Consider the following 21,385-nt stretch of genomic DNA (forward strand, 5'->3'; position numbering starts at 1 on the left):
CAGCCAGGGTCAGGCCAGTGGCAGCGTTATCGTGAATTGCGTCATTCCGTGCTGAGAGCTGACCTTAATCTTGCCTTGATGAGTAAATACGATTGAGCGTGTGATGGCCAGCCCGAGTCCGACCCCTTCTTCTGTGCGCTGGCGCGCGCCATCCGCTCGATAGAAACGCTCGAAAAGATGTGGCAGATGCTGCTCGGGAATGGTGTCTCCCACATTCTGGACGGTGAGGCAGGCTTCGTTTCCCTGTGTGGAGACAGCCACATGGATGACAGTTTCCGGGTAGGCGTGACGCACGGCGTTAGACACCAAATTACTGATCACCCGACGCAGCATCAGGGCATCACCCATAACCAGTGCTTGCCCACTGGTGTTCAGAGTAAGCGATTTGTCAGCGGCAAGTGCCTCGTAGAAATCCAGCACGGCCGTGATTTCGCTGGCCAGCTGCACGGTTTCACGGTGTGGAATGATCAGGCCATTGTCAGCTTTGGCTAGGAACAGCATGTCACTGATCATGCGCGCCAAGCGCTCGAACTCTTCCAGGTTGGAATACAGAACCTCACGGTAGTCATCATTTTCTCGGGGCTTGGAGAGCAGCACCTGAGTTTGCGTCATCAGATTGTTGACGGGTGTCCGCAGTTCATGAGCTAGGTCGGATGAAAAAGCTGACAGTCGCTCTAGGGAGTCACTCAGCCGATCCAGCATAGCGTTGAATGCACGAGCCAGTGACTCCAGCTCGATAGGGATGGTCTCGATGGCGAGCCGGTTGTGCAGCCGCTGAGCAGAAATACTTTCAGCAACAACAGCCATTTTCTGTACAGGCCTTAAGCCACGCCGAATGGCTACCCAGCCGAACAAGGCCATGCACAACAGACCCCCAGAGCCAATGAGTAGCAGCTCGCGTTCAAAGGCCGCGAGAAACTTTGCATGGTGCAGCGTGTTGATGGCGATGCCGACGCGCCATTCCGGTTTTCCGTCCGACATCAAAATGTCGGTCACTACCAATCGGTACGCTATGGTGCCATCTGACCATGAGCGCAGAGCAAGAGAGCCTGTCGCGGTCATCATGGCGGCATCTGGCAAGCGATCATGCCCTGCCATGAAAACGTCCTGACCTGCGCTGTTCTGAACTCGCACCACCAAATCGTGATGGCCCACCAGCGCACTGCTCAGTTGCCGCTGGATGCGTGTTGTATTGTCGGTCGCTGTCGCGTTTTGGAGGATGTTATTGATGAGCTCCAGTTTGCCAGTGATAACGGTTTTATCCTGCTCGACGAAGTGGCGATTAATCGAAGCTTGAATCACCAGCCCCATCACCGAAAAAACCAGCGCAGCCAGCAGCGTGAAGAGCATGCTGGTGCGTGCGGTAATGGAGTCAGGCAGTAGGCGTATCATTTGTCTTTTCCTCCATGACATAACCCATGCCGCGTAGTGTGTTGATCAGCTTGGTGTCAAAGCCGGTATCAACTTTGGTGCGCAGTCGCTTGATGGCGACTTCGACCACATTGGTGTCGCTCTCGAAGTTCATGTCCCAGACCTGAGAAGCGATCAGCGAACGCGGTAGCACCTCGCCTTGGCGGCGCATCAGCAATTCCAGCAGCGCGAATTCCTTGGCGGTAAGGTCAATGCGGCGACCAGCACGAATGGCACGACGGCGCAGCAGGTCCAGCTCCAGATCGGCGACCTTGAGTGTGTCGGTATCACGCGAGCGCCCACGGCGCAGCAGGGTACGCACACGGGCTAACAGCTCGGCAAACGCAAAGGGTTTGACGAGATAGTCGTCGGCACCTAGCTCAAGACCTTTGACACGATCCTCTACCTGGTCGCGTGCTGTCAGGAAAAGTACCGGCATCGACAACCCAGCCTTACGGATACCGGCCAGCACTTGCCAGCCGGTGATTTCAGGCAACATGACATCGAGGATAACCAGATCATAGTCGCCAACCAGCGCCTGATGATGCCCAGTCAGGCCATCGGTGACCCAGTCCGTGCTGTAGCCGGCTTCGCTCAGGCCCTTTCTCAGGTACTCGCCTGTCTTGGCTTCGTCTTCCACCAGCAGGATCTTCACATCCAGCCTCTCATGCTTGCTGTATTTCAAACGAACAATAGCGGGTTTGCTGAAGATTAAGTAATGCTGACAAAAATGTAATTTTGGGGTCAGGTTGGCGTCCCGAAGCCCACCGCATGATGCACTCATCAAATCGCTGTTGATGAGGTCACGCATGCCGCTGTTCATGTCTACTCAGACACCTACCGCTGCCAAGGTTCTATCAAGCCACTCTGGCATGCGCCTGTTGCCGCTGGTGGCGGTGTTGGTGTTGGCTGGCTGCGCTTCGCTGCCAGCAGATCGTGGTTTGTCCAGCGTCAATGCGCTGGTCAAGGCGCGTGATCCTGCACTGGCTGCTAGGCCAACGAGTATTCATGTTTCGGATGCTGATCTGAATCAGCAGGTGGACAGCCTGCTGTCACAGCCGTTGACGGCTGAACGGGCGGTTGGTGTCGCCTTGCTGCGCAATCCCAAGGTACGCCTGGAGTATGCACGCCTCGGTCTGAATCAGGCGGACTGGGTGGAGGCCAGTAGGCTCTCCAATCCTGTGCTGTTGTTCTCTGCGCTGCGTTCCGATGTTAGCGGCGATGCCACGCGGCTGGGTTATGGCTTAGCGCAGAACTTCACTGACCTGCTTTTCATTCGCAGCCGTGGTCGCTTGGCCAAGGCTGAGATGATCAATCGACAGGCAGAAGCAGCCTTTGCGCTGCAAAGCCTGGCGGCTGATGTGAACCAGGCTTATTTCGAGGCGGTTGGCAGTGCCCAGATCGGCCAGATGCGTACCGTGATTGCCAGGGCCGCGCGAGCATCGGCCGAGCTGGCTAAGCGCTTTCATGACGCAGGAAACATCAATGCCTTGGAGCTGGCGCGCGAACAGGCGGCGGCTGAGCAGGCCGAGCTGGATCAGGAAGCTGCGCAGGCTGAGGCGGAGTCGGCTCGGGTGTCACTAAATACCTTGATGGGTCTGTCCACCAACACATCATGGCATCTGGAGGCGCGCCTTCCGTTGCCGGTGGCTGATGAGTCGGCACCACAGGAGCTCATCGATCTCGGTTTGAAGCAGCGCCTCGATCTGGTCGTCGAGCGCATGCGGGTCGAGCGCTCAAAGGATGCTCTGGGGCTGGCCAGAGCTTTGCGCTGGGTGCCTTTTCTGGAGATTGGCATCGAGGGCGAGCGTGACTTTGATCACTCCCGCTCTCTCGGGCCGACGGTGGCTTTTGAGCTGCCGATCTTTGGCAAGTCCGGCAGTGGTGTTTTACGCGCAGAGGCTTTGCAGGAGCAAGCCAAGGCCACTGTTGCCTTGCTGGAAGGCGAGGTCGCCAACGGTATCTCCAACGCTTATGCCCGTATGGTTTCTGCCCGAAGCCGTGTCTTGCGCCACCAGCGCGGGCTCATTCCGCAGCGCGAGGCCATCGTGGCTCGGACACAGGAACTGCAGAACTACATGATCGTGGGGCAATTCGAGCTGCTGTTGGCCAAGCGTGAGGAATACAGCGCTTATGAGGGCTATCTGGCGACCTTGCGTGATTACTGGCAGGCGCGTGTGGGATTGGCCAGGGCCGTCGGTGGCGCATTGCCCAGCGACGTTCGTATCGGAGCGCTCAGCATAAGTCCAGTTGTGCTGCCGGAAGACCCCCCTACAGGCGCGGGCCATGCGGGTCACAACATGTCGGCGATGGAGGGCATGAGCATGGAAGGCATGGATCACAGTCAACATGGTGCTTCCACGCCGCCGAAGCCGCCTGTTACGACTGGCCATGACATGAACAGTATGAGTGGCATGAGTCACGGCAGCATGACGGACATGGGCGCTATGGAATCAACCCCAGCACCTGCACCTGAAACAACGCCCACCACATCGCCTCACCAAGGTCATTGAAACGTCACTCACGATAACTGAGCGCCAAGGAGCTACATCTTGAATATCTCAACCCGTACCACACTGATTGCTGGCCTACTGCTGGCCACCCAGAGCGTCTTTGCTCATGACCCCGCCATGCATGCTGCACAAGCGGCTGCCAACAAAGCTGGCCCAGACTGCGCCTCGATGGCCAAAATGGACATGGCAAAGATGGACATGAATGACCCAGTCATGAAGGCGATGCACATGAAATGCATGCCTACTCAGAAGCCAGCCGACGACAAAGCTGCACCCATGGATCACAGCAAGATGCCCGGCATGGGCAATGACATGACAATGCCGGAGCACGGAGGCCACTAATGATTTCTCGACGAGATTTGCTGCAATGGGCGGGTGTGGGCGGTGTCGGCCTGCTGGCAGGGGCTGCTCGCAATGCCTCGGCCCAGCCCATGAGTCATGACATGTCCAGCATGGAGGGGATGTCTGGCATGAGCATGGCCAGCATGCCGGCAACGCCGAGCCCAGTCGCGGCCAAAGCCAAGCGGCATGCCCAGGGTTATCTGCCGGTACGCACCCTCAATGGCTGGACGCTGCCCTACAAGATGAACGGCGGGGTCAAAGAGTTCCATCTGGTTGCTGAAGAGATCGAACACGAGTTCGCGCCGGGCTCGCGTGCCAAGTGCTGGGGTTATAACGGCACCACACCAGGACCGACGCTGGAGGTTGTTGAAGGTGATCGTGTCCGGATCTTCGTGACCAACCGGCTGGGCGAACCGACCAGCGTGCATTGGCATGGGATTGATCTGCCGGCTGGCTATGACGGGGTATCGGGTCTGAATCAGCCACCGATCAGGGCCGGAGAGACCTTTGTCTACGAGTTCACACTCAAGCAGCACGGCACCCACATGTACCACCCACATGCGGATGAAATGACCCAAATGGCTTTCGGCATGATGGGACTGTTCATCATCCATCCCAAAGCTGGAGAAGAAGTTCCCATTGATCGGGACTACGCTTTCTTGCTGCACAACTGGGCGATGCACCCAGGCACTTATCGGCCAGATCCTTCCGTGATGCAGGATTTCGACCTTTGGTCCTTCAACAGCAAGGTTTTTCCGGCGATTGATCCTCTGGTCATGCGTACTGGCGAGCGCATGCGCATTCGTATCGGCAACTTGTCGATGTGGAATCATCCTATCCATCTGCACAGCAACCCTTTCTGGGTCACCGGCACTGATGCGGGGCGCTGGCCGAAAGCCCAATGGCGCAGAGAAGTGACTGAAATTGTTGGTGTGGGCCAGATGCGCGACATCGAGTTTGTGGCCACAGAGCCGGGTGATTGGGCGCTGCATTGCCACATGGCTCACCACACCATGGGCCCGATGGGTCATGGGATTCCCAACCCAGCCGGAGTCGATCAGTCCGGTGTCGAGGCTGAGATTCGCAAAATGTTACCGGGCTATGGCGCGATGGGGCGCAATGGCATGAGCGAGCACAGTGGTCATGTCGCCATGGGCCTGAAGGGGCCAGAGAACACACTGCCGATGATGGCGGGCGAAGGTCAGTTCGGTCCCATCGAAATGGGTGGCATGTTCACCATAGTCAAGGTCCGCGATAACCAACCAAGCAACGACTTCACCGATCCCGGCTGGTATCGCTACCCCAAGGACAAGATTGCCCGGCGTGTCAGCAAGAGCCCCGACTTCGGTGAGCCGGTTCGCCGTAATCCTTATGGCACAACTGCCGACAAGCCAGCGGCTACGCCGAACACCATGCCCGACATGCCGGGCATGGATCATTCAAGTCATGGTGGTTAAAGCAGGAGTTGACTCATGAAAACGATGAAGATCCTGTTGGGGCTGGGCGCGCTGGGTGCGCTTGCAGGGCTGGGCTTTCTCTACTCCGGCATCTACTCCATGGGGGCGGATGACGAACACACCAAGCCGGTCTATTGGGCGCTGGAGACATTGCGTGAACGGTCGATAGCGGTGCGCAGCAAAGACATTGCCGTACCACTTCTTGATGATGCTCAGATGCTGCTCAGTGGGGGCGCGGATTACAATGACATGTGCGCGGGCTGCCATCTCAAGCCCGGTGTGAAAAGCTCTGACATGGCCATGGGTTTGTATCCACGACCGCCTAATCTGGCGAAGGGCACCGCTGAGCATGGCCATGGCGGTGATGATCATGGCGATGCAGCAGTCAGTGCTGCCCGCCAGTTCTGGATCATCAAGCACGGCATCAAGGCCTCCGGCATGCCGGCCTGGGGCAAAACCCATGATGATGCGAGGATCTGGGCCATGGTCGCTTTTCTGCAAAAGCTGCCGCAGCTTGACGAGACCCAGTATCAGATTTTGACGGCCCGCGCGGAGCCCGTGAGTGGTCACGCGAAGCATACCGAGGACGGCATGACACCATGAGTCGATCACACAACACATTCTGGGCCATCGGCCTGCTGGTCTTGATCATTGGCGGTTTGGGTGCTCTCAGTCTGCTTTCTGACAATGCTCCCCAGCCAATAGCCCAAGCGGCGGCTAATACCATCGTGGTTCACAAAAGCCCGACCTGCGGATGCTGTGGCAAGTGGGTTGACCACCTCAAGGCTGAAGGCTTTGCTGTCGAGGTCCGCGATGAAGAGGAAATGAATGCCGTTAAGTCGCGCTTGGGCATCCCGGCGCGCCTGGCGTCCTGTCATACTGCCACGGTCGGTGGTTACCTGATCGAAGGGCATGTCGCTGCGGCGGACATCAAGCGACTGCTACAAGAGAAGCCTAAGGCTCAGGGGCTGGCAGTGCCCGGTATGCCGGTAGGTTCACCGGGTATGGAAGTGGGGGATAAACGCATGCCGTACGAGACTCTGCTCTTCAGCGGTGAAGTGGCCACAACTTATGCTCAGCATGGCGAGTGAGCGATAGGTCACCGATTCTTGAGCGGGCTCAGGTGTCAGGAAAGGAAAGCGACTTCACGCCATCAATGACGGCGCAGTCGCTGATCAAGCTATTGTAATGGCGTAACTTCTCAAGGCATACCTGTTGACCTAGGTTGTCTGGATATAGACCTCAACGGTCTTTGACCAGCACCACTCCGACACCGACTCTCGACGAACAGCACGCAGCTCCGCGTGCTGGTTCGCGAGCTTCGGGAGGTCGCCATGCAGGCGTCCGGTGTGCTGGTTGGTCAGGTGCTGCTGGTCCTCGGCATTGTGCTGCTGGGGACTTGGGGCGCGACACAGTATGTCGCCATTGCACTGGCCTATCAGACCCAGCTCGGTCTGCCATGGTTCTTCCTCGCTGATACCCCGATCTACTACCCGTGGCAGCTGTTCCACTGGTGGTACTTCTTCGATGTCTATGCCCCGCATGTCTTCCTGACCGGCGGCCTGATTGCCGCTGGCAGCAGTCTGGTCGCTGTTGGCTTCGCCATTTCTGCATCTGTTTGGCGCAGTCGTCAGTCTCAACTGGTCACTACCTATGGATCAGCACGCTGGGCCACTGAGCCTGAGATTGAGCAAGCCGGGTTGACCGGTTCGGCCGGCGTGTTTCTGGGCAAGCTGGAGTCCAGCTACCTGCGTCACGAAGGTCCGGAGCATGTCATGGCCTTCGCGCCGACGCGCTCTGGCAAAGGCGTTGGCCTCGTCGTGCCGACCCTGCTGACCTGGCCGGGCTCCGCCGTCATCCACGATATCAAAGGCGAGAATTGGAGCCTGACCGCTGGCTGGCGCTCACGTTTCTCGCATTGCGTTCTGTTCAACCCTACTGATGCTCGGTCAGCTGCTTACAACCCGCTTCTGGAAGTCCGTCGCGGTGCCCATGAAGTGCGCGATGTGCAGAACATCGCCGACATTCTTGTAGACCCCGAAGGTGCGCTGGAGAAGCGCAACCACTGGGAGAAGACCAGCCATGCTTTGCTGGTCGGAGCCATCCTCCATGTGCTCTATGCCGGCAGCGACAAGACGCTGCGCGGTGTCGCCAACTTTCTGTCTGACCCGGCACGCTCTTTCGATGTGGCACTGCATCTGATGATGACCACACGGCACCTGGGCGAGGTCGTGCATCCGGTGGTGGCATCAGCCGCACGCGAAGTGCTGAATAAGAGCGAGAACGAGCGCTCTGGCGTGCTGTCCACGGCCATGAGCTTTCTGGGGCTGTACCGTGATCCGACGGTGGCCGAAGTCACTTCGCGCTGTGATTGGCGTATTGCCGATCTGATCAGCGCTGAGCATCCGGTGTCGCTGTATTTGGTCGTGCCGCCGTCCGACATCAGCCGCACCAAGCCGCTGATCCGTCTCCTGCTGAATCAGATTGGCCGGCGCCTCACCGAGTCGCTCGATGGCAGTGACGGCATCGAGCGTAAGCACAAGCTGCTGCTTATGCTCGATGAATTCCCCGCGTTGGGCCGGCTCGACTTCTTCGAGAGTGCGCTGGCCTTCATGGCGGGCTATGGCCTGCGTGCCTTTTTGATTGCGCAATCGCTAAACCAGATCGACAAAGCCTACGGCCCCAATCACGCCATCCTCGATAACTGTCATGTCCGCATTGCCTTTGCCACTAACGACGAGCGCACCGCCAAGCGCATCTCGGAAGCATTAGGTACCGCCACTGAGCTGAAAGCACAGCGCAACTACGCCGGCCACCGACTTGCCCCGTGGCTCGGGCATCTCATGGTCTCGCGTCAGGAAACAGCACGCCCCTTGATGACGCCGGGCGAAGTCATGCAGCTGCCGCCGGATGATCAAGTGGTGATGGTCTCCGGCCATCCGCCGATCCAAGCCAAGAAGATCCGCTACTACGCCGACGCCAACTTCACAGGCCGTGTGCTGCCACCGCCCGTGCTGACGGAGAGCGGCTTTACCGACTCGCCAGCCGCACGACCGAACGACTGGTCCGGTCAGCTTGCGCTCTTCGCTGATCAGAGCAGTGCCTTGCTGTCCTCTGGCTTGCCCGCAGGCAGTGACCTGCCAGCCCTGACACCGCGCGTCAGCACCGATGTCGGTCTGCTCGATGACGACTCATCTGCTACCGCGTCACGCCCAGCTGCTTTGAAGGCCTTGCGCACGGCGCGCATGGCTGCCCTCGACCCCAATGACGGAATCTCGCTATGAGCCGCGCTCGCCTGAACATCTTCATCGAAACCGATCACGCCCGCCGGCTGGAGGAATTGGCTGCGCTCAAGGGCTTGTCCAAATCCTCCATCATTGCCGCTGCCTTGGCCTCGTTCCTGTCGCCGGATGCGGCTGACCGTCGTGAGGCGGCGTTCGCTAAACGGCTGGATCGACTGTCGAACCAGTTCGACAAGCTGGAGCGTGATCAGAACATCCTAATCGAGACATTGGCGCTCTACATCCGTTACTTCCTGACCGTCAGTGCGCCGGTGCCCGAGGCACAGCAGGAGGCCGCGCGTGCTCAAGGCCGGTTACGCTTTCAGCAGTTCATCGAGCAGCTGGGCCGCAACCTGATGCGGGGTCGCAGTCTGGTGAAAGACATCCAGGAAGAGGTCTTTCCGGATGCCGGCCAGTTCTTTGCGATGGACGATCCGGCTGCACCGGCCACGAGCACACCGGATGACGGTGGGCTGATATGAACAGCCCAGCCTTTGTCATTCCAGTCACGCTGGAAACCACCGCGATTGAGCGGCGCATCCGCATGCTGCGCACGGCCATGGGGCCGATCATCACGCAGGCCTTGGAAGACCCCGAGGTCGTTGAGGTTCTGCTAAACCCCGATGGCTCACTCTGGCTCGACAAGCTCGGCTCTGGCCGTGCCCCCGTGGGCATCTCGATGACCCCAGCCGATGCCGAACGCATCATCCGTTTGGTCGCGGCGCATGTCCGCGCCGAAGTGCATGTCGGTGCGCCGATTCTCTCGGCGGAATTGCCAGAGACCGGCGAGCGCTTTGAGGGCGTGTTGCCTCCGGTGGTAAAAGCCCCGGCCTTCGCGATTCGTAAACGCGCCATGGGCGTGATTCGGCTGGATCACTATGTCACCGACAACATCCTCACCGCGCATCAAGCTGACTTTCTCAAGAAGGCCGTGCGAGGCCGGCTGAATATCCTGATTGCCGGTGGCACCAGCTCCGGTAAGACCACCATGGCCAATGCCTTGCTGGCCGAAATGGCAGTCACGGGTGATCGCGTGATCATTCTCGAAGACACGATGGAGCTGCAGTGCTCCGCTGAAGACCATGTGCCGCTGCGCACACGCCCCGGTGTGGTCTCGATGAGCGAGCTGGTGCGCTCGACACTGCGCCTGCGCCCGGATCGCATCGTCATCGGTGAGGTCCGAGGCTCTGAAGCACTGGACCTGCTCAAGGCCTGGGGCACGGGTCATCCCGGTGGTGTCGCCACCATCCATGCCGGCTCCGCCATGGGCGCGCTGACCCGCCTCGAACAACTCATTCTCGAAGTGGCACTCACGCCACCTCGTGCGCTGATCGCTGAAGCGGTCAACGTCATCGTCTTCATTGCCGGACGTGGCCGAGAACGCCGCGTGCAGGAGATCGCCTGCGTCACTGGCTTTGATGCTCACAGCTACTCGTTGACCGCTGTTTCCCTTGAATCCGGAGATCCGACATGACGCATCCACGCGTTTCAGTAAACCCGTTTTTACGCCTTTACCAGTCTGCCGGCTTGCTGGCGCTTAACCTGATGCTGGCCGCCCAGGCGCATGCCGCCGGTTCCAACATGCCGTGGGAGGGGCCGCTGCAATCGGTGCTCGACTCGGTACAAGGGCCGGTGGCTCGCATCATGGCGGTCATCGTCATCATCGTGACCGGTTTGGCGCTGGCCTTTGGCGATAACAGCGGCGGCTTTCGCAAGCTGATCCAGATCGTCTTCGGCCTCTCGATTGCCTTTGCTGCCTCGTCGTTCTTCTTGGCCTTTTTCAGCTTCTCGGGCGGGGCGGTGGTGTCATGACACTGCCCATCGCTCAAGGCTTTGAAGTGCCCCTGCATCGGTCACTGACCGAACCCATTCTGCTCGGCGGTGCGCCGCGCACGGTGGCCGTGGTCAACGGCACCTTGGCGGCCGCTGTAGGACTGGGACTACAGCTGTGGTTGCCGGGTCTGGCCTTGTGGCTGGCCGGGCACACGCTCGCGGTGTGGGGAGCCAAGCAAGACGCGCAGTTCATGGAAGTGTTTGCGCGCCACCTCAAACACAAAAACCTGCTCGATGTCTGAGGTCGCCATGATCAATCTTGCCGAGTTCAGAAAGCGTCCTGCCCAGTTGGCCGATTGGCTGCCGTGGGCAGGCTTGGTCGCACCCGGTGTGGTGCTCAACAAGGATGGCTCCTTTCAACGCACGGCACGCTTTCGTGGGCCGGACCTCGACAGTGCTACCGAGAGCGAGCTGGTCGCCACAACGGCACGGCTCAACAATGCGCTGCGTCGGTTGGGCTCGGGCTGGGCATTGTTTGTCGATGCCGAGCGGCAGGCTGCTGCTGGTTATCCGCAATCGGACTTCCCGGATGCCTTGTCCTGGCTGGTCGATGAAGAGCGCCGTGCCGCCTTCGAGGAGGCGGGCAGCCACTTCGAGAGTCGCTATCACTTCACGCTGTGCTATCTGCCGCCGGAAGAGTCGCGCGCGAAAGCGGCTCGATTGCTCTATGAGCACAGTCACACGCAAGGCGTGGACTGGCGTGAGCAGTTGGCGTCCTTTCAATCGGAAGCGGAGCGTTTCTACAACCTGCTCGATGGCGTCATGCCGGAGCTGGACTGGCTGGATGACAGCCAGACACTGAGTTACCTGCATCGCACGGTCTCGACACGCCAGCATTCGGTGGCGGTGCCTGAAGTGCCGTTCTATCTGGATGCCTTGTTGGCTGACGAGCCCTTGGCCGGTGGGCTGGCCCCGCGATTGGGCGATCAGCATCTGCGTATCATCTCGGTACGCGGCTTCCCGACATCGACTTGGCCCGGTCTGCTCGATGACCTGAACCGACTGGGCTTTGCCTATCGCTGGAGCACGCGCTTTCTTTGCCTCGATAAGTCGCAGGCGGAAAGCGAATTGGTTCGCCTGCGCCGGCAGTGGTTTGCCAAGCGTAAGGGCGTACTCACGCTTTTACGGGAATCCGTCTTTCAGCAAGAGAGTCCGCTGGTGGATTCGGATGCTGACAACAAGGCGGCAGACGCCGATGCAGCCTTGCAGGAGCTGGGCAGCGATGAAGTCGCCTTCGGCTATGTCACCGCCACGGTGGTGGTCATGGATGCCGACCCGGTTGCAGCGGATGAGAAGATCCGCGCCATCGAGCGCGCGATTCAGGGCAGGGGCTTTGTCACCATTACGGAAACCCTGAATTCCGTGGATGCGTGGTTATCGTCATTGCCCGGTCATGCCTACGCCAATGTCCGGCAGCCGCTAATTTCGACACTCAATCTGGCCCACCTGTTGCCGATCTCAGCGGTCTGGGCCGGTCCTGAGCGCAATGAGCATCTCGATGCGCCGCCGTTGATCGTGACGCGCACCGATGGCGCGACGCCGTTCCGGCTGGTCACGCATGTCGGCGATGTTGGCCACACGCTGGTGGTGGGGCCGACCGGCATGGGAAAGTCGGTATTGCTGGCGACACTCATGCTGCAGTTTCGGCGCTATCCCGGATCACGCCTGTTCGTCTTCGACAAGGGCGGATCGGCTCGTGCCACCGTGCTGGGCCTCGGCGGTGATCACTACGACCTGGGACAGGAGGGCGCGATTGCCTTCCAGCCACTGGCACGCATTGATGAAGACAACATGCGCAGCTGGGCCGCCGAGTGGCTGGCCGGACTGCTTTTGCATGAAGGTGTGGTGGTCACGCCCGAGGTCAAAGATTCGCTGTGGTCGGCGCTGGGTAGTCTCGCCAGTGCGCCGTTGGAGCAGCGCACGCTGACCGGCTTGCTGGTGCTGCTGCAATCCAATCCCCTGCGTCAGGCTTTGCAGCCGTACACCTTGGGTGGCCCCTTCGGCCGTCTGCTGGATGCCGACGCCGACCGGCTCGCGCTGTCGGATGTGCAGTGCTTCGAGATGGAAGAGCTGATGCACAGCCCGACCGCCGTGCTGCCGGTGCTGAGTTATCTCTTCAAGCGATTGGAGGAGCGCTTCGATGGTCAGCCGACACTGCTGATCCTCGATGAGGCGTGGGTGTTTCTGGATGATCCGGCTTTCGCCGGTCGTATCCGTGAATGGCTCAAGACCCTGCGCAAGCGCAATGTCTCGGTGATCTTTGCCACGCAGTCACTGGCCGACATTCAGCGCTCCACCATCGCTCCGGCCATCATTGAAAGCTGTCCGAGTCGCATCTTTCTGCCTAACCCACAGGCGGTGGAGCCGCAGCTGCGGGAGATCTACGAAGGCTTTGGCCTCAATGCGCGCCAGATTCAGTTGATTGCGCGGGCGGAGCCCAAGCGCGAGTACTACTACCAATCCCGTCTTGGCAATCGCGTCTTCGAGCTGGGCCTCGGCCCGGTCACGCTGGCCTTTGCTGGTGCTTCGAGTCCCCAACACCAAAAAACCATGAACGCCTTCCAAGGCGTCATCGATCCCGCCGATTTTGCCTTGGCCTGGCTGCGTCATGCCGGGCTGACCTGGGCCGCAGACCTGTTGGCCCGCTATCCCCGCCACCCGGAGAAATCCTCATGAAAACTCGTCTCGCGTTATCCCTCGTGATCGCCTTGGGCCTGTCGCAACAGGCATCCGCCATTGTGGTCTTTGATCCCAGCAATTTCTCGCAAAACCTGCTGACAGCGGTTCGCACGCTGGAGCAGGTCAACAACCAGATTCGGCAGCTGCAGAACGAGGCGCAGATGCTGAGCAACGATGCCAAGAACCTGCGTGGCCTGAACTACAACGCCAGCGGCCGCTTGCAGTCGACGCTGGCGACCACCAATCGCTTGATCCAGCAGGCGCAAGGGCTGGCCTACGAGGTCTCGCAGGCGGACAGCACCTTTGCGCGTCTCTACCCCGAAGCCTATGCCGGCACAGTCTCGGGCAGCCGTATGGCCGCTGACTCGCGCGAGCGCTGGAGCAACTCCCTGCAAGCCTTGCGCACCTCCATGCAAATGCAGGCGCAGGCCGCGCAAAACTTTGCAGCGGACGAAACGGTGCTAACCGACTTGGTGGCGCAGAGCCAGGGTGCCGTCGGCAGCTTGCAAGCCACACAAGCGACTAATCAGCTGCTCGCTTTGCAGGCACGACAGTCGATTCAGGCGCAGCAGCTACAAATCACCCAGGGGCGGGCAGCCGCACTTGAGCAGGCCCGCACGGTGGCCGCTGAAGAGCGCGCTCGTGAGGTTCGTCAGCGCTTTCACAGCGACAGCACGCGCTACACGCCGTTCGCCGTGAACTTCTACAGCCACTAAGGAGCGTCGGATCATGACGACCCGCCATCTTGCGTTGTGCCTGTCTCTTTTCATGTCGGGGGCTCTCGGGCTGGTTGGCTGCAGCCAGCCGGCACCGGATATCACGGTGGAGTATCTCGTGGCTCACCCTGACGAATTGAAAGCGCTTCAGCAAAAGTGCCGATTGGAGCGTGACACGCTGGATGAGCGTGTCTGCGTGATCGTCAGCGAAGCGCAGCATCGCCGCTTCTGGGGCGATGGCAAGACGCGATACACGCCGGGTGGCGGAGTTCGCCATGAATGACATCGGGGTCATTGATCGCTTCCTCGATGTCTTCTCGCGCTACATCGACTCAGGCTTTGGTCTGTTGGGTGGCGAGGTGGCCTGGCTCAGTGCCACCTTGATCGTCATCGACATGACGCTGGCTGGATTGTTCTGGGCTATGGGCGGCGATGAGGTGTTAAGCAAGCTGCTCAAGAAGATCCTCTATGTCGGTGCCTTCGCCTTCATCATCGGCAACTTCAACAGCTTGGCCGGGATCATTTTCAACTCGTTCTCGGGTCTGGGGTTGGTGGCGTCTGGCAGCAACATGACGCAAGCCCAGCTGCTGCAGCCCGGTCGCTTGGCCGAGGTCGGCATCGATGCTGGCCGGCCGATCATGGCCCACATCAAACAGCTCTCCGGGTTCCCCGACTTCTTCATGAATATCGACACCATCGCGGTGATGTTCTTCGCGTGGGTCATCGTCATCATCAGTTTCTTCGTGCTCGCTGTGCAGCTGTTCGTCACGCTGATCGAGTTCAAGCTGACCACCTTGGCGGGTTTTGTGCTGGTGCCTTTTGCGCTCTGGAACAAGACGGCCTTTCTGGCCGAGCGGGTGCTCGGCAATGTCGTCTCATCCGGCATCAAGGTACTGGTGCTGGCCGTGATCATCGGCATCGGCTCGACGATCTTTGGTGAGTTTCAAGCGCCGCAAGGTGCGGAGCTATCCATTGATGAAGCCTTGGCCATCATGCTGGCTTCGCTTTCACTGTTTGCACTCGGCATCTTCGGACCGGGTATCGCCAGTGGCCTGATTGCTGGAGCGCCGCAACTCGGTGCAGGTGCTGCTGCCGGTGCAGCGCTGGGCGCAACCGGGATTGCTGTTGGTGCCGGAGCCGCCGCCATGGGCGGTGCCAAGCTAGCCGGATCAGTCGGTGGCTCTGCGGTGAAATCAGCCAGCTCCATGGCCGATGGTGCTCGCGATGCTTACAGCGCGGGTGCCGCCACCACCGATGGGGGTTGGCGTGGAGCGGCAGCAGGAATGGCCAATGTCGCCCGCTCAGGCGCTGCTTCGGTGCAACGCGGAGTGCGCAGTGCCGTGGGTTCATCCGATACCAGTTCCGCTTCAGACGGACCACAAAGCGCAGGTAGGTCGCCCGAATGGGCGCAACGACTGCAGCGCAATCAACGCATCACCCAAGGTGTTTCCACCACAGCCCATGTCATGCGCTCGGCCGATCACGGCGGTAGCGGTGCTAGCCCCAGCTTGCGTGACGACTCGGAGAAATGACCATGCGATTCAAACGCGCCCAAGTGCGCTACTCGGAAACCCCCGAACCTGTTACGCCTTATCAGGCAGCCGGGCAGGTCTGGGATCAACGCCTCGGCGCAGCCCGCGTGCAAGCGCAAAACTGGCGACTGATGGCCTTTGGCTGCCTATCACTGAGCCTGATCATGGCCGGCGCACTGGCGTGGCGATCCGGCCAGTCGCTGGTAACGCCCTATGTGGTCGAAGTGGATAAGACTGGGCAGGTGCGCGCCATCGGTGAAGCCCTCACGCCTTATAAGCCGGCGGATGCCCAGATTGCCTTTCATCTGGCCCACTTCATCAGCAATGTCCGCTCGCTGGCCATCGACCCGATTGTGGTGCGTCAAAACTGGCTGCAGGCCTACGACTACACCACCGACAAAGGCGCGGCCACGCTCAATGAATTTGCCCGTGTGAACGACCCGTTCGCACAGGTCGGGCGCAAATCCGTCTCTGTGGAAGTAACCAGTGTTGTCCGCGCTAGCGACAACTCGTTCCAAGTGCGTTGGATCGAGCGCCACTACGACAGCGGTACGCCCACCGGGCAGGAGCGTTGGACGGCGGTGCTGTCCATCGTGCAGCAACCGCCGCGTGACGAAGCGCGCCTGCGTAAAAATCCCCTCGGCATCTACATCAACGGGTTGAGCTGGAGCCGCGAATTGGGCTCGGTCGACACCGCTACCCCTCGCTAGGAGTCACACCATGAAGCGATCCACTGCGTTTGCTGTTCTGCTGCTGGCCGGCTGTGCCAGTCAGCCACCCGTTTCCTTAGATGATGCTGTGCAGGCTGAGCCTTTGCCGGAGATCCCTAAACCCATTCAGGTCGTAGAGGTGCCCAAGCTGTTACCACTGCCGAACCAGCTCAAGCGTCTCCCGGTAGAAGGCAAAGAAGGCATCAAGGAACCGCTTGATGCCAAGTCGCGTGTGGCGCGCGCCAATCAGGAAGCTCGTGTTATTCCCTCGCAGGAGGGCTACATAAATGCGATTCAGGTCTGGCCCTATGCCGATGGCGCGCTCTATCAGCTCTTCACCAGCCCCGGCCGCGTCACCGTGATTGCCCTGCAAGCGGGCGAAGAACTGGTGACGGTCTCGGCCGGCGACACAGTCCGCTGGATCGTCGGTGACACCACCAGCGGTGCTGGTGCGACCCAACGCGTGAACATTCTGGTCAAACCCACGCGCAGTGGTATCCGAACCAATCTGGTCATCACCACCAGTCGCCGTACCTACCTGCTAGAGCTGACCGCCACCGAGAAAGCCTGGATGGCATCGGCCTCGTGGGAGTATCCCAAGGACCGCATGCTGGCGTTGCAGAAACAGGCCAGCATTGCCGATGCCAAAGCGCCGGTCGCGCAAGGTCTATCGCTGGAGCAGCTGCGCTTTCGTTACGAGATCTCAGGCGACAAGCCAGCTTGGCGGCCGGTGCGTGCCTTCGATGATGGCGAGCATGTCTACATCCAGTTCCCGGCTCGCATCGCTCAAGGTGAACTGCCGCCGCTGTTCGTGGTTGGCCCGCAGGGCGATGGCCAACTGGTGAACTATCGCTATCGCGCGCCGTACTACATCGTGGATCGCCTGTTTGGTACCGCTGAGCTGCGCCTTGGTGGCGATAAAGCGCAAGCCGTCCGGATTGCCCGTAACGATTTGAAGGGAGGTCGCCATGACGACAGCCACGATTGATCCCGCTAGCCTGCCACCGAAAGTTGATCCCGAGAGTCTGGCGCTGCGCGCCCAACCGCGCCCGGTGACGCGACTCAATCGCAAGGTGCTCATGGCCGGTGCTGGCACCGTCTCGCTGGTCTTGCTCGGTGTCACAGCATGGTCGCTGCAGCCGGTGCAGCGCAAAACCTCCGAGCAAGGCCCGGAGCTGCACAATGTCGAGCGCGTGGCTCGCGCAGAAACCATTGATGCCTTGCCGCAGGACTACAACCAGATGCCCCAGCAGCTCAACGGTTTACCACCCGGTGCGCCGCCGTTGGGCGATCCGTTGCCGGGCGATTTGGCCAAGCCGATGCTCGATGCCCATCGCGCCGGCACCTACACTCCGACCTATCAGGGAGGCTCACCGGCGATGGCCAACGGCCAGTATGGTCGCAGTCAGGAAGAAGTGGCGAAGTCCTCGGTATTCTTTCGGAGTAGTCAGGCCGGGCAGGGAAGTGCTGTCGCTTCTGCCGCAGCATCATCAGCCACTGCAAACTCAGCCGGCCCCTTCGATGCACTGTCGGCACAGCTGAGTGGCGGCACGCAGCAAGCCGATCCCACCGCTACTCAGAACATGCAGGACCAAAAACAGACCTTCACTGAGCGAGCCGGAGATACGGAAAAGCGTAATACCGGAAATCTGGAAAAGCCGGTATCGCCGTATCAGGTCATGGCAGGAACGCTAATTCCAGCGGCGCTGATCACTGGCATTAACTCTGATTTGCCGGGCCAGATCATCGCTTCCGTCACCGAGCCGGTCTACGACACGGCCACCGGCCGTTATCTGCTGATTCCGCAAGGCTCACGCCTGATCGGTCGCTATGACAGCAAAGTGGCCTTCGGTCAGCGCCGGGTGCTGCTGGTTTGGCAGCGCGTCATCCTGCCGGATACCTCGTCAATCTCGCTCGATCGCTTGCCCGGCGTTGATCTCGCCGGCTATGCCGGACTTGATGACGGCGTGGACTGGCACTGGGATCGGATTCTGTCTGGCGTAGCACTTTCCACGCTGCTGGGTGTCGGAGCCGAGTTGGCTGCACCAGATACCAGTGGCGCAGATGGCCGAGTCGTCGTGGCTACCCGTGAAAGCATCCAAGAATCCATCAATACGGTCGGTCAGGAGCTGACGCGCCGCAACTTGAGCATCCAGCCCACGCTGACGATCCGGCCGGGTTTTGTGATGCGTGTCATGGTCAACAAGGATCTGGTGCTCAAACCCTATCAGCCGTTGTTTTTCAACAAGGGGATGCCGCAATGACTGCACTGAGACTCGGGCCGCTGCCTAAGACAGAAACCTTGAAGCTCACCATCTCGCTGACGGTGGAGCTGAAAGCACAGCTGGATCGCTATGCGAAGCTGCATAGCCAGACCTGGGGCGAGACCGTCGATGCGACAGCCTTAGTCCCGCACATGCTGGAGGCCTTCATGGCGCGGGATCGAGGCTTTCGGCAGGCCAAGAGCAAGCGTGAATAGCGCATTTGTCTACATAGATGGAATTCTGCTATTCTTTGTTCGCGATTTGCGAATATGGAATAAAGAAATGAACCTCAAGCCACAAGATGTCATGGTTGTGCTCGGTGCGATGCTCAAGCCACCGGCAACTTCGACCTATCAGGATCGATCCTGGCAGCTGGCCATGAGCGTGTCAGAGGTTCATGCGGCGGATCGTCGCCTGAAGGCAGCCGGCTTGCTGGCAGAAGGGCGTCCGGTCAGGGCCGCGCTGGAAGAGTTTCTAGTTCACGGCCTGCGCTATGTCTTTGTGCCGGAGCTGGGCTCTGTGGTCAGAGGCATGCCAACTGCCCATGCCGGCCCCGGCTTGTCAGCACTGTTTGCTGAGGATGATCTGCCACCGGTATGGCCAGATCCTGAAGGCGTGATTCGTGGCTTGTCGTTCTCGCCGTTATATCGATCAGCGCCAGAAGCTGCCCGTCGCGATATCAAGCTGCACGAGCTGTTGGCACTGGCAGATGCTCTACGTGGTGGCCGTGCCCGCGAGCGCAAATTGGCAGCTGAGTTGATGCACAAACATTTGAAAGGTGAATTGCATGCGGCCTGATCCGAATCGCGAAATGATGCGCCAAGTAGCCCTTCAGCTGGGCGACCTGACTGAGCAGCTTGTCTTTGTTGGCGGCGTGACAGCAGGGTTGCTGATCACCGATCCCGGTGCGCCAACAGTACGCCCGACTCAAGATGTCGATGTTATAGCGGTCATTGAGTCGCATACCGATTACTACCGATTGAGCGAGCTGCTGCGGCAGCGTGGGTTCAGTGAGGACCGCTCTGAAGGCGCGCCGATGTGTCGCTGGATTTCAGGAGGATGGCAGCTTGATGTCATGCCGACTGATGAGAGCATTCTGGGGTTTAGCAATCGTTGGTATGCCTTGGCCGCATCAACCGCCGAGACCATGGAGCTTGATGGTGATATCAAGATTAAGGTCATAACGGCACCATGCTTTATCGCCACCAAGTTGGAAGCTTTTCACGGGCGCGGGCAGGGAGATTACCTAGGGAGTCACGATCTGGAGGACATTATCGCCGTGATTGAGGGGCGGCCGGAGATTCTGACTGAATGTGCTGCAGCTTCTGCTGAACTACAGAGTTATCTGAAAGTTGAGCTGTTCAAGCTGATGAAAAATGATGCCTTTATGCAGGCATTGCCAGGCCATATTCTCGAAGAGAATCGCTTGCCTGTTGTTAAAAGCCGACTTCAGGCATTGGCGGGGCCCGCCATGGCATTTTTGGCAAATCAGGCCAAACCGCCAACAGCTCTATAAACGGCTGCACGATATCCGGGATGTCTTGTGCGTATGTAGACCTCCGATATAGGCGAAAAATTGATTAAGTGCCGTGATTCCATCGGCGTTCTCACTAACTCCTAGATTGCGCTGGAAGCGCCTCATAGAGATGTGACGGGTACGGCAGCGCTTTCGCGAATCCTCTACGGCACAGCATCAACCAGTTCGAAATGATTAGATAGAGTGCTATTTTTAGCCAATGACTATAAATTTACGAAAAAATCTAATCAAAACGCTGCAGGTCACCATGCCACGCGGTGAGCCATTCGATCTGGCTGGGCTTAAAGCGCTGGAGATCAGCGCAGTGCTTGCGGCCAAGTATGCCGAGAGCGGTTGGCTGGTGCGTCTGGGGCAAGGCGTGTATGCCTTCGCCGGAGATGACTGGACAACACATGGCGGCCTCAAGCTGTTGCAACGTCGTGTGCCCGGCTTGCATGTCGCGGGCAAGTCAGCGCTTGCGCTGCAAGGCGTTCGCCACAACCTGGCACTACGTGAAACGCTAGTGTTGTGGGGAGACTCTCGTCTCTACAGGATGCCGGAATGGTTCACACAGCGCTATCCCGCGCGATATGTCGGTGCTCGGCTTTTCGACTGGTCACAGCAGGAAAGCCTTGAAGCAAAAACTTTGCATACTCCACCGGGTGTTACTAAAGAACTGGTCGTCTCCGTGCCGGAGCGTGCTGTGCTGGAGCTGCTGCATGATGTCGGCACCAAGCAAGATGTGGAGGAGGCGATGGCATTGTTCGAGAGCCTCAGGAGCCCTCGAATAGCAGTTATGGGGCAATTGCTGAGTTGCTGTACCAGTGTGAAGACAGTGCGTTTGTTCCTGACCTGGGCACGGGAAACTGAGCTGTTGGATGTGGATGCCTTGTTATCGGTGTATTCGATACCTGTCGGTAGCAGCAGTCGCTGGGTCACCCGTCTCAAGGACGGCAATTTGATGAGTTTGAAGCCCCTTGGATAAATTCTATGCCGATACTGTTCGCATGCCGAGGAGCTACCAGCACTTCGCTGGAAGCTCGCTAATTTTCAGACATTCCAAAGCAAGCGACCGGATGATTTCCATCATCAATCGGCGCAGCTGAAGGCGCTGTTCTGGCTCTGATTGAGT

The 21,385-nt window shown here is 59.4% G+C and carries 23 protein-coding genes and 1 pseudogene; 22 read left to right on the forward strand and 2 right to left on the reverse strand.

The annotated features are described in order from the left end of the window. Window positions 1-9 precede the first annotated feature (9 nt). Window positions 10-1,392, reverse strand: coding sequence for a heavy metal sensor histidine kinase (locus A8710_RS05835; protein ID WP_068858604.1), 1,383 nt, complete (start codon window positions 1,390-1,392; stop codon window positions 10-12). Next, entirely contained in the window at window positions 1,373-2,065 is a 693-nt protein-coding gene (locus A8710_RS05840; protein WP_068860622.1) for a heavy metal response regulator transcription factor, read from the reverse strand. The genes A8710_RS05835 and A8710_RS05840 overlap by 20 nt, the downstream gene beginning before the upstream one ends. Before the next feature lie 154 nt (window positions 2,066-2,219). On the opposite strand from A8710_RS05840, the gene A8710_RS05845 reads away from it, so the two are divergent. From A8710_RS05845 to A8710_RS12515, 22 genes and pseudogenes are all read left to right on the forward strand, one after another. Beyond that, window positions 2,220-3,923 (forward strand): TolC family protein, encoded by a 1,704-nt coding sequence (locus tag A8710_RS05845; RefSeq protein ID WP_068858606.1) that lies wholly within the window; start codon window positions 2,220-2,222, stop codon window positions 3,921-3,923. 39 nt (window positions 3,924-3,962) lie between these two features. Continuing rightward, the gene (locus tag A8710_RS05850; protein WP_068858608.1) at window positions 3,963-4,265 is read left to right on the forward strand and encodes a hypothetical protein; all 303 of its coding nucleotides are present in this window, start codon (window positions 3,963-3,965) and stop codon (window positions 4,263-4,265) included. Next, window positions 4,265-5,722 carry a multicopper oxidase family protein gene (locus A8710_RS05855; RefSeq protein ID WP_198341626.1) on the forward strand — a complete coding sequence of 486 codons (1,458 nt, stop codon included), beginning with the start codon at window positions 4,265-4,267 and terminating at the stop codon, window positions 5,720-5,722. Before A8710_RS05850 ends, A8710_RS05855 begins: the two co-directional genes overlap by 1 nt. 15 nt (window positions 5,723-5,737) lie before the next feature. After that, window positions 5,738-6,325, forward strand: coding sequence for a c-type cytochrome (locus A8710_RS05860; protein ID WP_068858610.1), 588 nt, complete (start codon window positions 5,738-5,740; stop codon window positions 6,323-6,325). After that, entirely contained in the window at window positions 6,322-6,813 is a 492-nt protein-coding gene (locus A8710_RS05865) for a DUF411 domain-containing protein (protein WP_068858612.1), read from the forward strand. The genes A8710_RS05860 and A8710_RS05865 overlap by 4 nt, the downstream gene beginning before the upstream one ends. A 243-nt stretch (window positions 6,814-7,056) precedes the next feature. Next, a complete protein-coding gene (locus A8710_RS05870; protein WP_068858614.1) occupies window positions 7,057-9,006 on the forward strand; it encodes a conjugal transfer protein TraG in 1,950 nt (649 codons plus the stop codon). After that, on the forward strand, window positions 9,003-9,485 hold the full coding sequence (locus A8710_RS05875) for a CopG family transcriptional regulator (RefSeq protein WP_068858615.1): 483 nt from the start codon (window positions 9,003-9,005) through the stop codon (window positions 9,483-9,485). Before A8710_RS05870 ends, A8710_RS05875 begins: the two co-directional genes overlap by 4 nt. A 62-nt stretch (window positions 9,486-9,547) precedes the next feature. Continuing rightward, a complete protein-coding gene (gene trbB / locus A8710_RS05880; protein ID WP_454557327.1) occupies window positions 9,548-10,477 on the forward strand; it encodes a P-type conjugative transfer ATPase TrbB in 930 nt (309 codons plus the stop codon). Continuing rightward, window positions 10,474-10,815, forward strand: a complete 342-nt coding sequence (locus A8710_RS05885) for a TrbC/VirB2 family protein (RefSeq protein WP_068858619.1) — start codon at window positions 10,474-10,476, stop codon at window positions 10,813-10,815. Before trbB ends, A8710_RS05885 begins: the two co-directional genes overlap by 4 nt. Then, a complete protein-coding gene (locus tag A8710_RS05890; protein WP_068858621.1) occupies window positions 10,812-11,078 on the forward strand; it encodes a VirB3 family type IV secretion system protein in 267 nt (88 codons plus the stop codon). Before A8710_RS05885 ends, A8710_RS05890 begins: the two co-directional genes overlap by 4 nt. 7 nt (window positions 11,079-11,085) lie before the next feature. Further along, window positions 11,086-13,512: a conjugal transfer protein TrbE gene (gene trbE, locus A8710_RS05895; protein WP_068858622.1), complete on the forward strand. Its 2,427-nt coding sequence runs from the start codon at window positions 11,086-11,088 to the stop codon at window positions 13,510-13,512. Next, window positions 13,509-14,231: a P-type conjugative transfer protein TrbJ gene (gene trbJ, locus A8710_RS05900; protein WP_068858624.1), complete on the forward strand. Its 723-nt coding sequence runs from the start codon at window positions 13,509-13,511 to the stop codon at window positions 14,229-14,231. Before trbE ends, trbJ begins: the two co-directional genes overlap by 4 nt. Before the next feature lie 13 nt (window positions 14,232-14,244). Then, on the forward strand, window positions 14,245-14,514 hold the full coding sequence (locus tag A8710_RS05905) for an EexN family lipoprotein (RefSeq protein WP_068858626.1): 270 nt from the start codon (window positions 14,245-14,247) through the stop codon (window positions 14,512-14,514). Next, window positions 14,507-15,763, forward strand: coding sequence for a P-type conjugative transfer protein TrbL (gene trbL / locus A8710_RS05910; RefSeq protein ID WP_068858628.1), 1,257 nt, complete (start codon window positions 14,507-14,509; stop codon window positions 15,761-15,763). Before A8710_RS05905 ends, trbL begins: the two co-directional genes overlap by 8 nt. A 2-nt stretch (window positions 15,764-15,765) precedes the next feature. Next, the gene (gene trbF / locus A8710_RS05915) at window positions 15,766-16,473 is read left to right on the forward strand and encodes a conjugal transfer protein TrbF (RefSeq protein WP_068858630.1); all 708 of its coding nucleotides are present in this window, start codon (window positions 15,766-15,768) and stop codon (window positions 16,471-16,473) included. A gap of 10 nt (window positions 16,474-16,483) precedes the next feature. Continuing rightward, window positions 16,484-17,461, forward strand: a complete 978-nt coding sequence (gene trbG / locus A8710_RS05920; RefSeq protein ID WP_068858632.1) for a P-type conjugative transfer protein TrbG — start codon at window positions 16,484-16,486, stop codon at window positions 17,459-17,461. After that, entirely contained in the window at window positions 17,442-18,737 is a 1,296-nt protein-coding gene (locus tag A8710_RS05925) for a TrbI/VirB10 family protein (protein ID WP_068858634.1), read from the forward strand. The genes trbG and A8710_RS05925 overlap by 20 nt, the downstream gene beginning before the upstream one ends. Next, the gene (locus A8710_RS05930; RefSeq protein WP_068858636.1) at window positions 18,734-18,952 is read left to right on the forward strand and encodes a DUF2274 domain-containing protein; all 219 of its coding nucleotides are present in this window, start codon (window positions 18,734-18,736) and stop codon (window positions 18,950-18,952) included. Before A8710_RS05925 ends, A8710_RS05930 begins: the two co-directional genes overlap by 4 nt. Further along, on the forward strand, window positions 18,945-19,535 hold the full coding sequence (locus tag A8710_RS05935; RefSeq protein ID WP_198341627.1) for a hypothetical protein: 591 nt from the start codon (window positions 18,945-18,947) through the stop codon (window positions 19,533-19,535). Before A8710_RS05930 ends, A8710_RS05935 begins: the two co-directional genes overlap by 8 nt. Window positions 19,536-19,548: 13 nt before the next feature. Continuing rightward, window positions 19,549-20,253 (forward strand): hypothetical protein, encoded by a 705-nt coding sequence (locus A8710_RS05940; protein ID WP_198341628.1) that lies wholly within the window; start codon window positions 19,549-19,551, stop codon window positions 20,251-20,253. Window positions 20,254-20,473: 220 nt separating this feature from the next. Further along, window positions 20,474-21,238: a type IV toxin-antitoxin system AbiEi family antitoxin domain-containing protein gene (locus tag A8710_RS05945; protein WP_068858642.1), complete on the forward strand. Its 765-nt coding sequence runs from the start codon at window positions 20,474-20,476 to the stop codon at window positions 21,236-21,238. Window positions 21,239-21,253: 15 nt separating this feature from the next. Beyond that, window positions 21,254-21,379 (forward strand): annotated as a pseudogene (locus A8710_RS12515) (nucleotidyl transferase AbiEii/AbiGii toxin family protein); the annotation flags it as partial. Window positions 21,380-21,385: the final 6 nt, after the last annotated feature.

The organism is Perlucidibaca aquatica (genome assembly GCF_001676655.1).
GTDB classification, from domain to species: Bacteria; Pseudomonadota; Gammaproteobacteria; order Pseudomonadales; family Moraxellaceae; genus Perlucidibaca; species Perlucidibaca aquatica.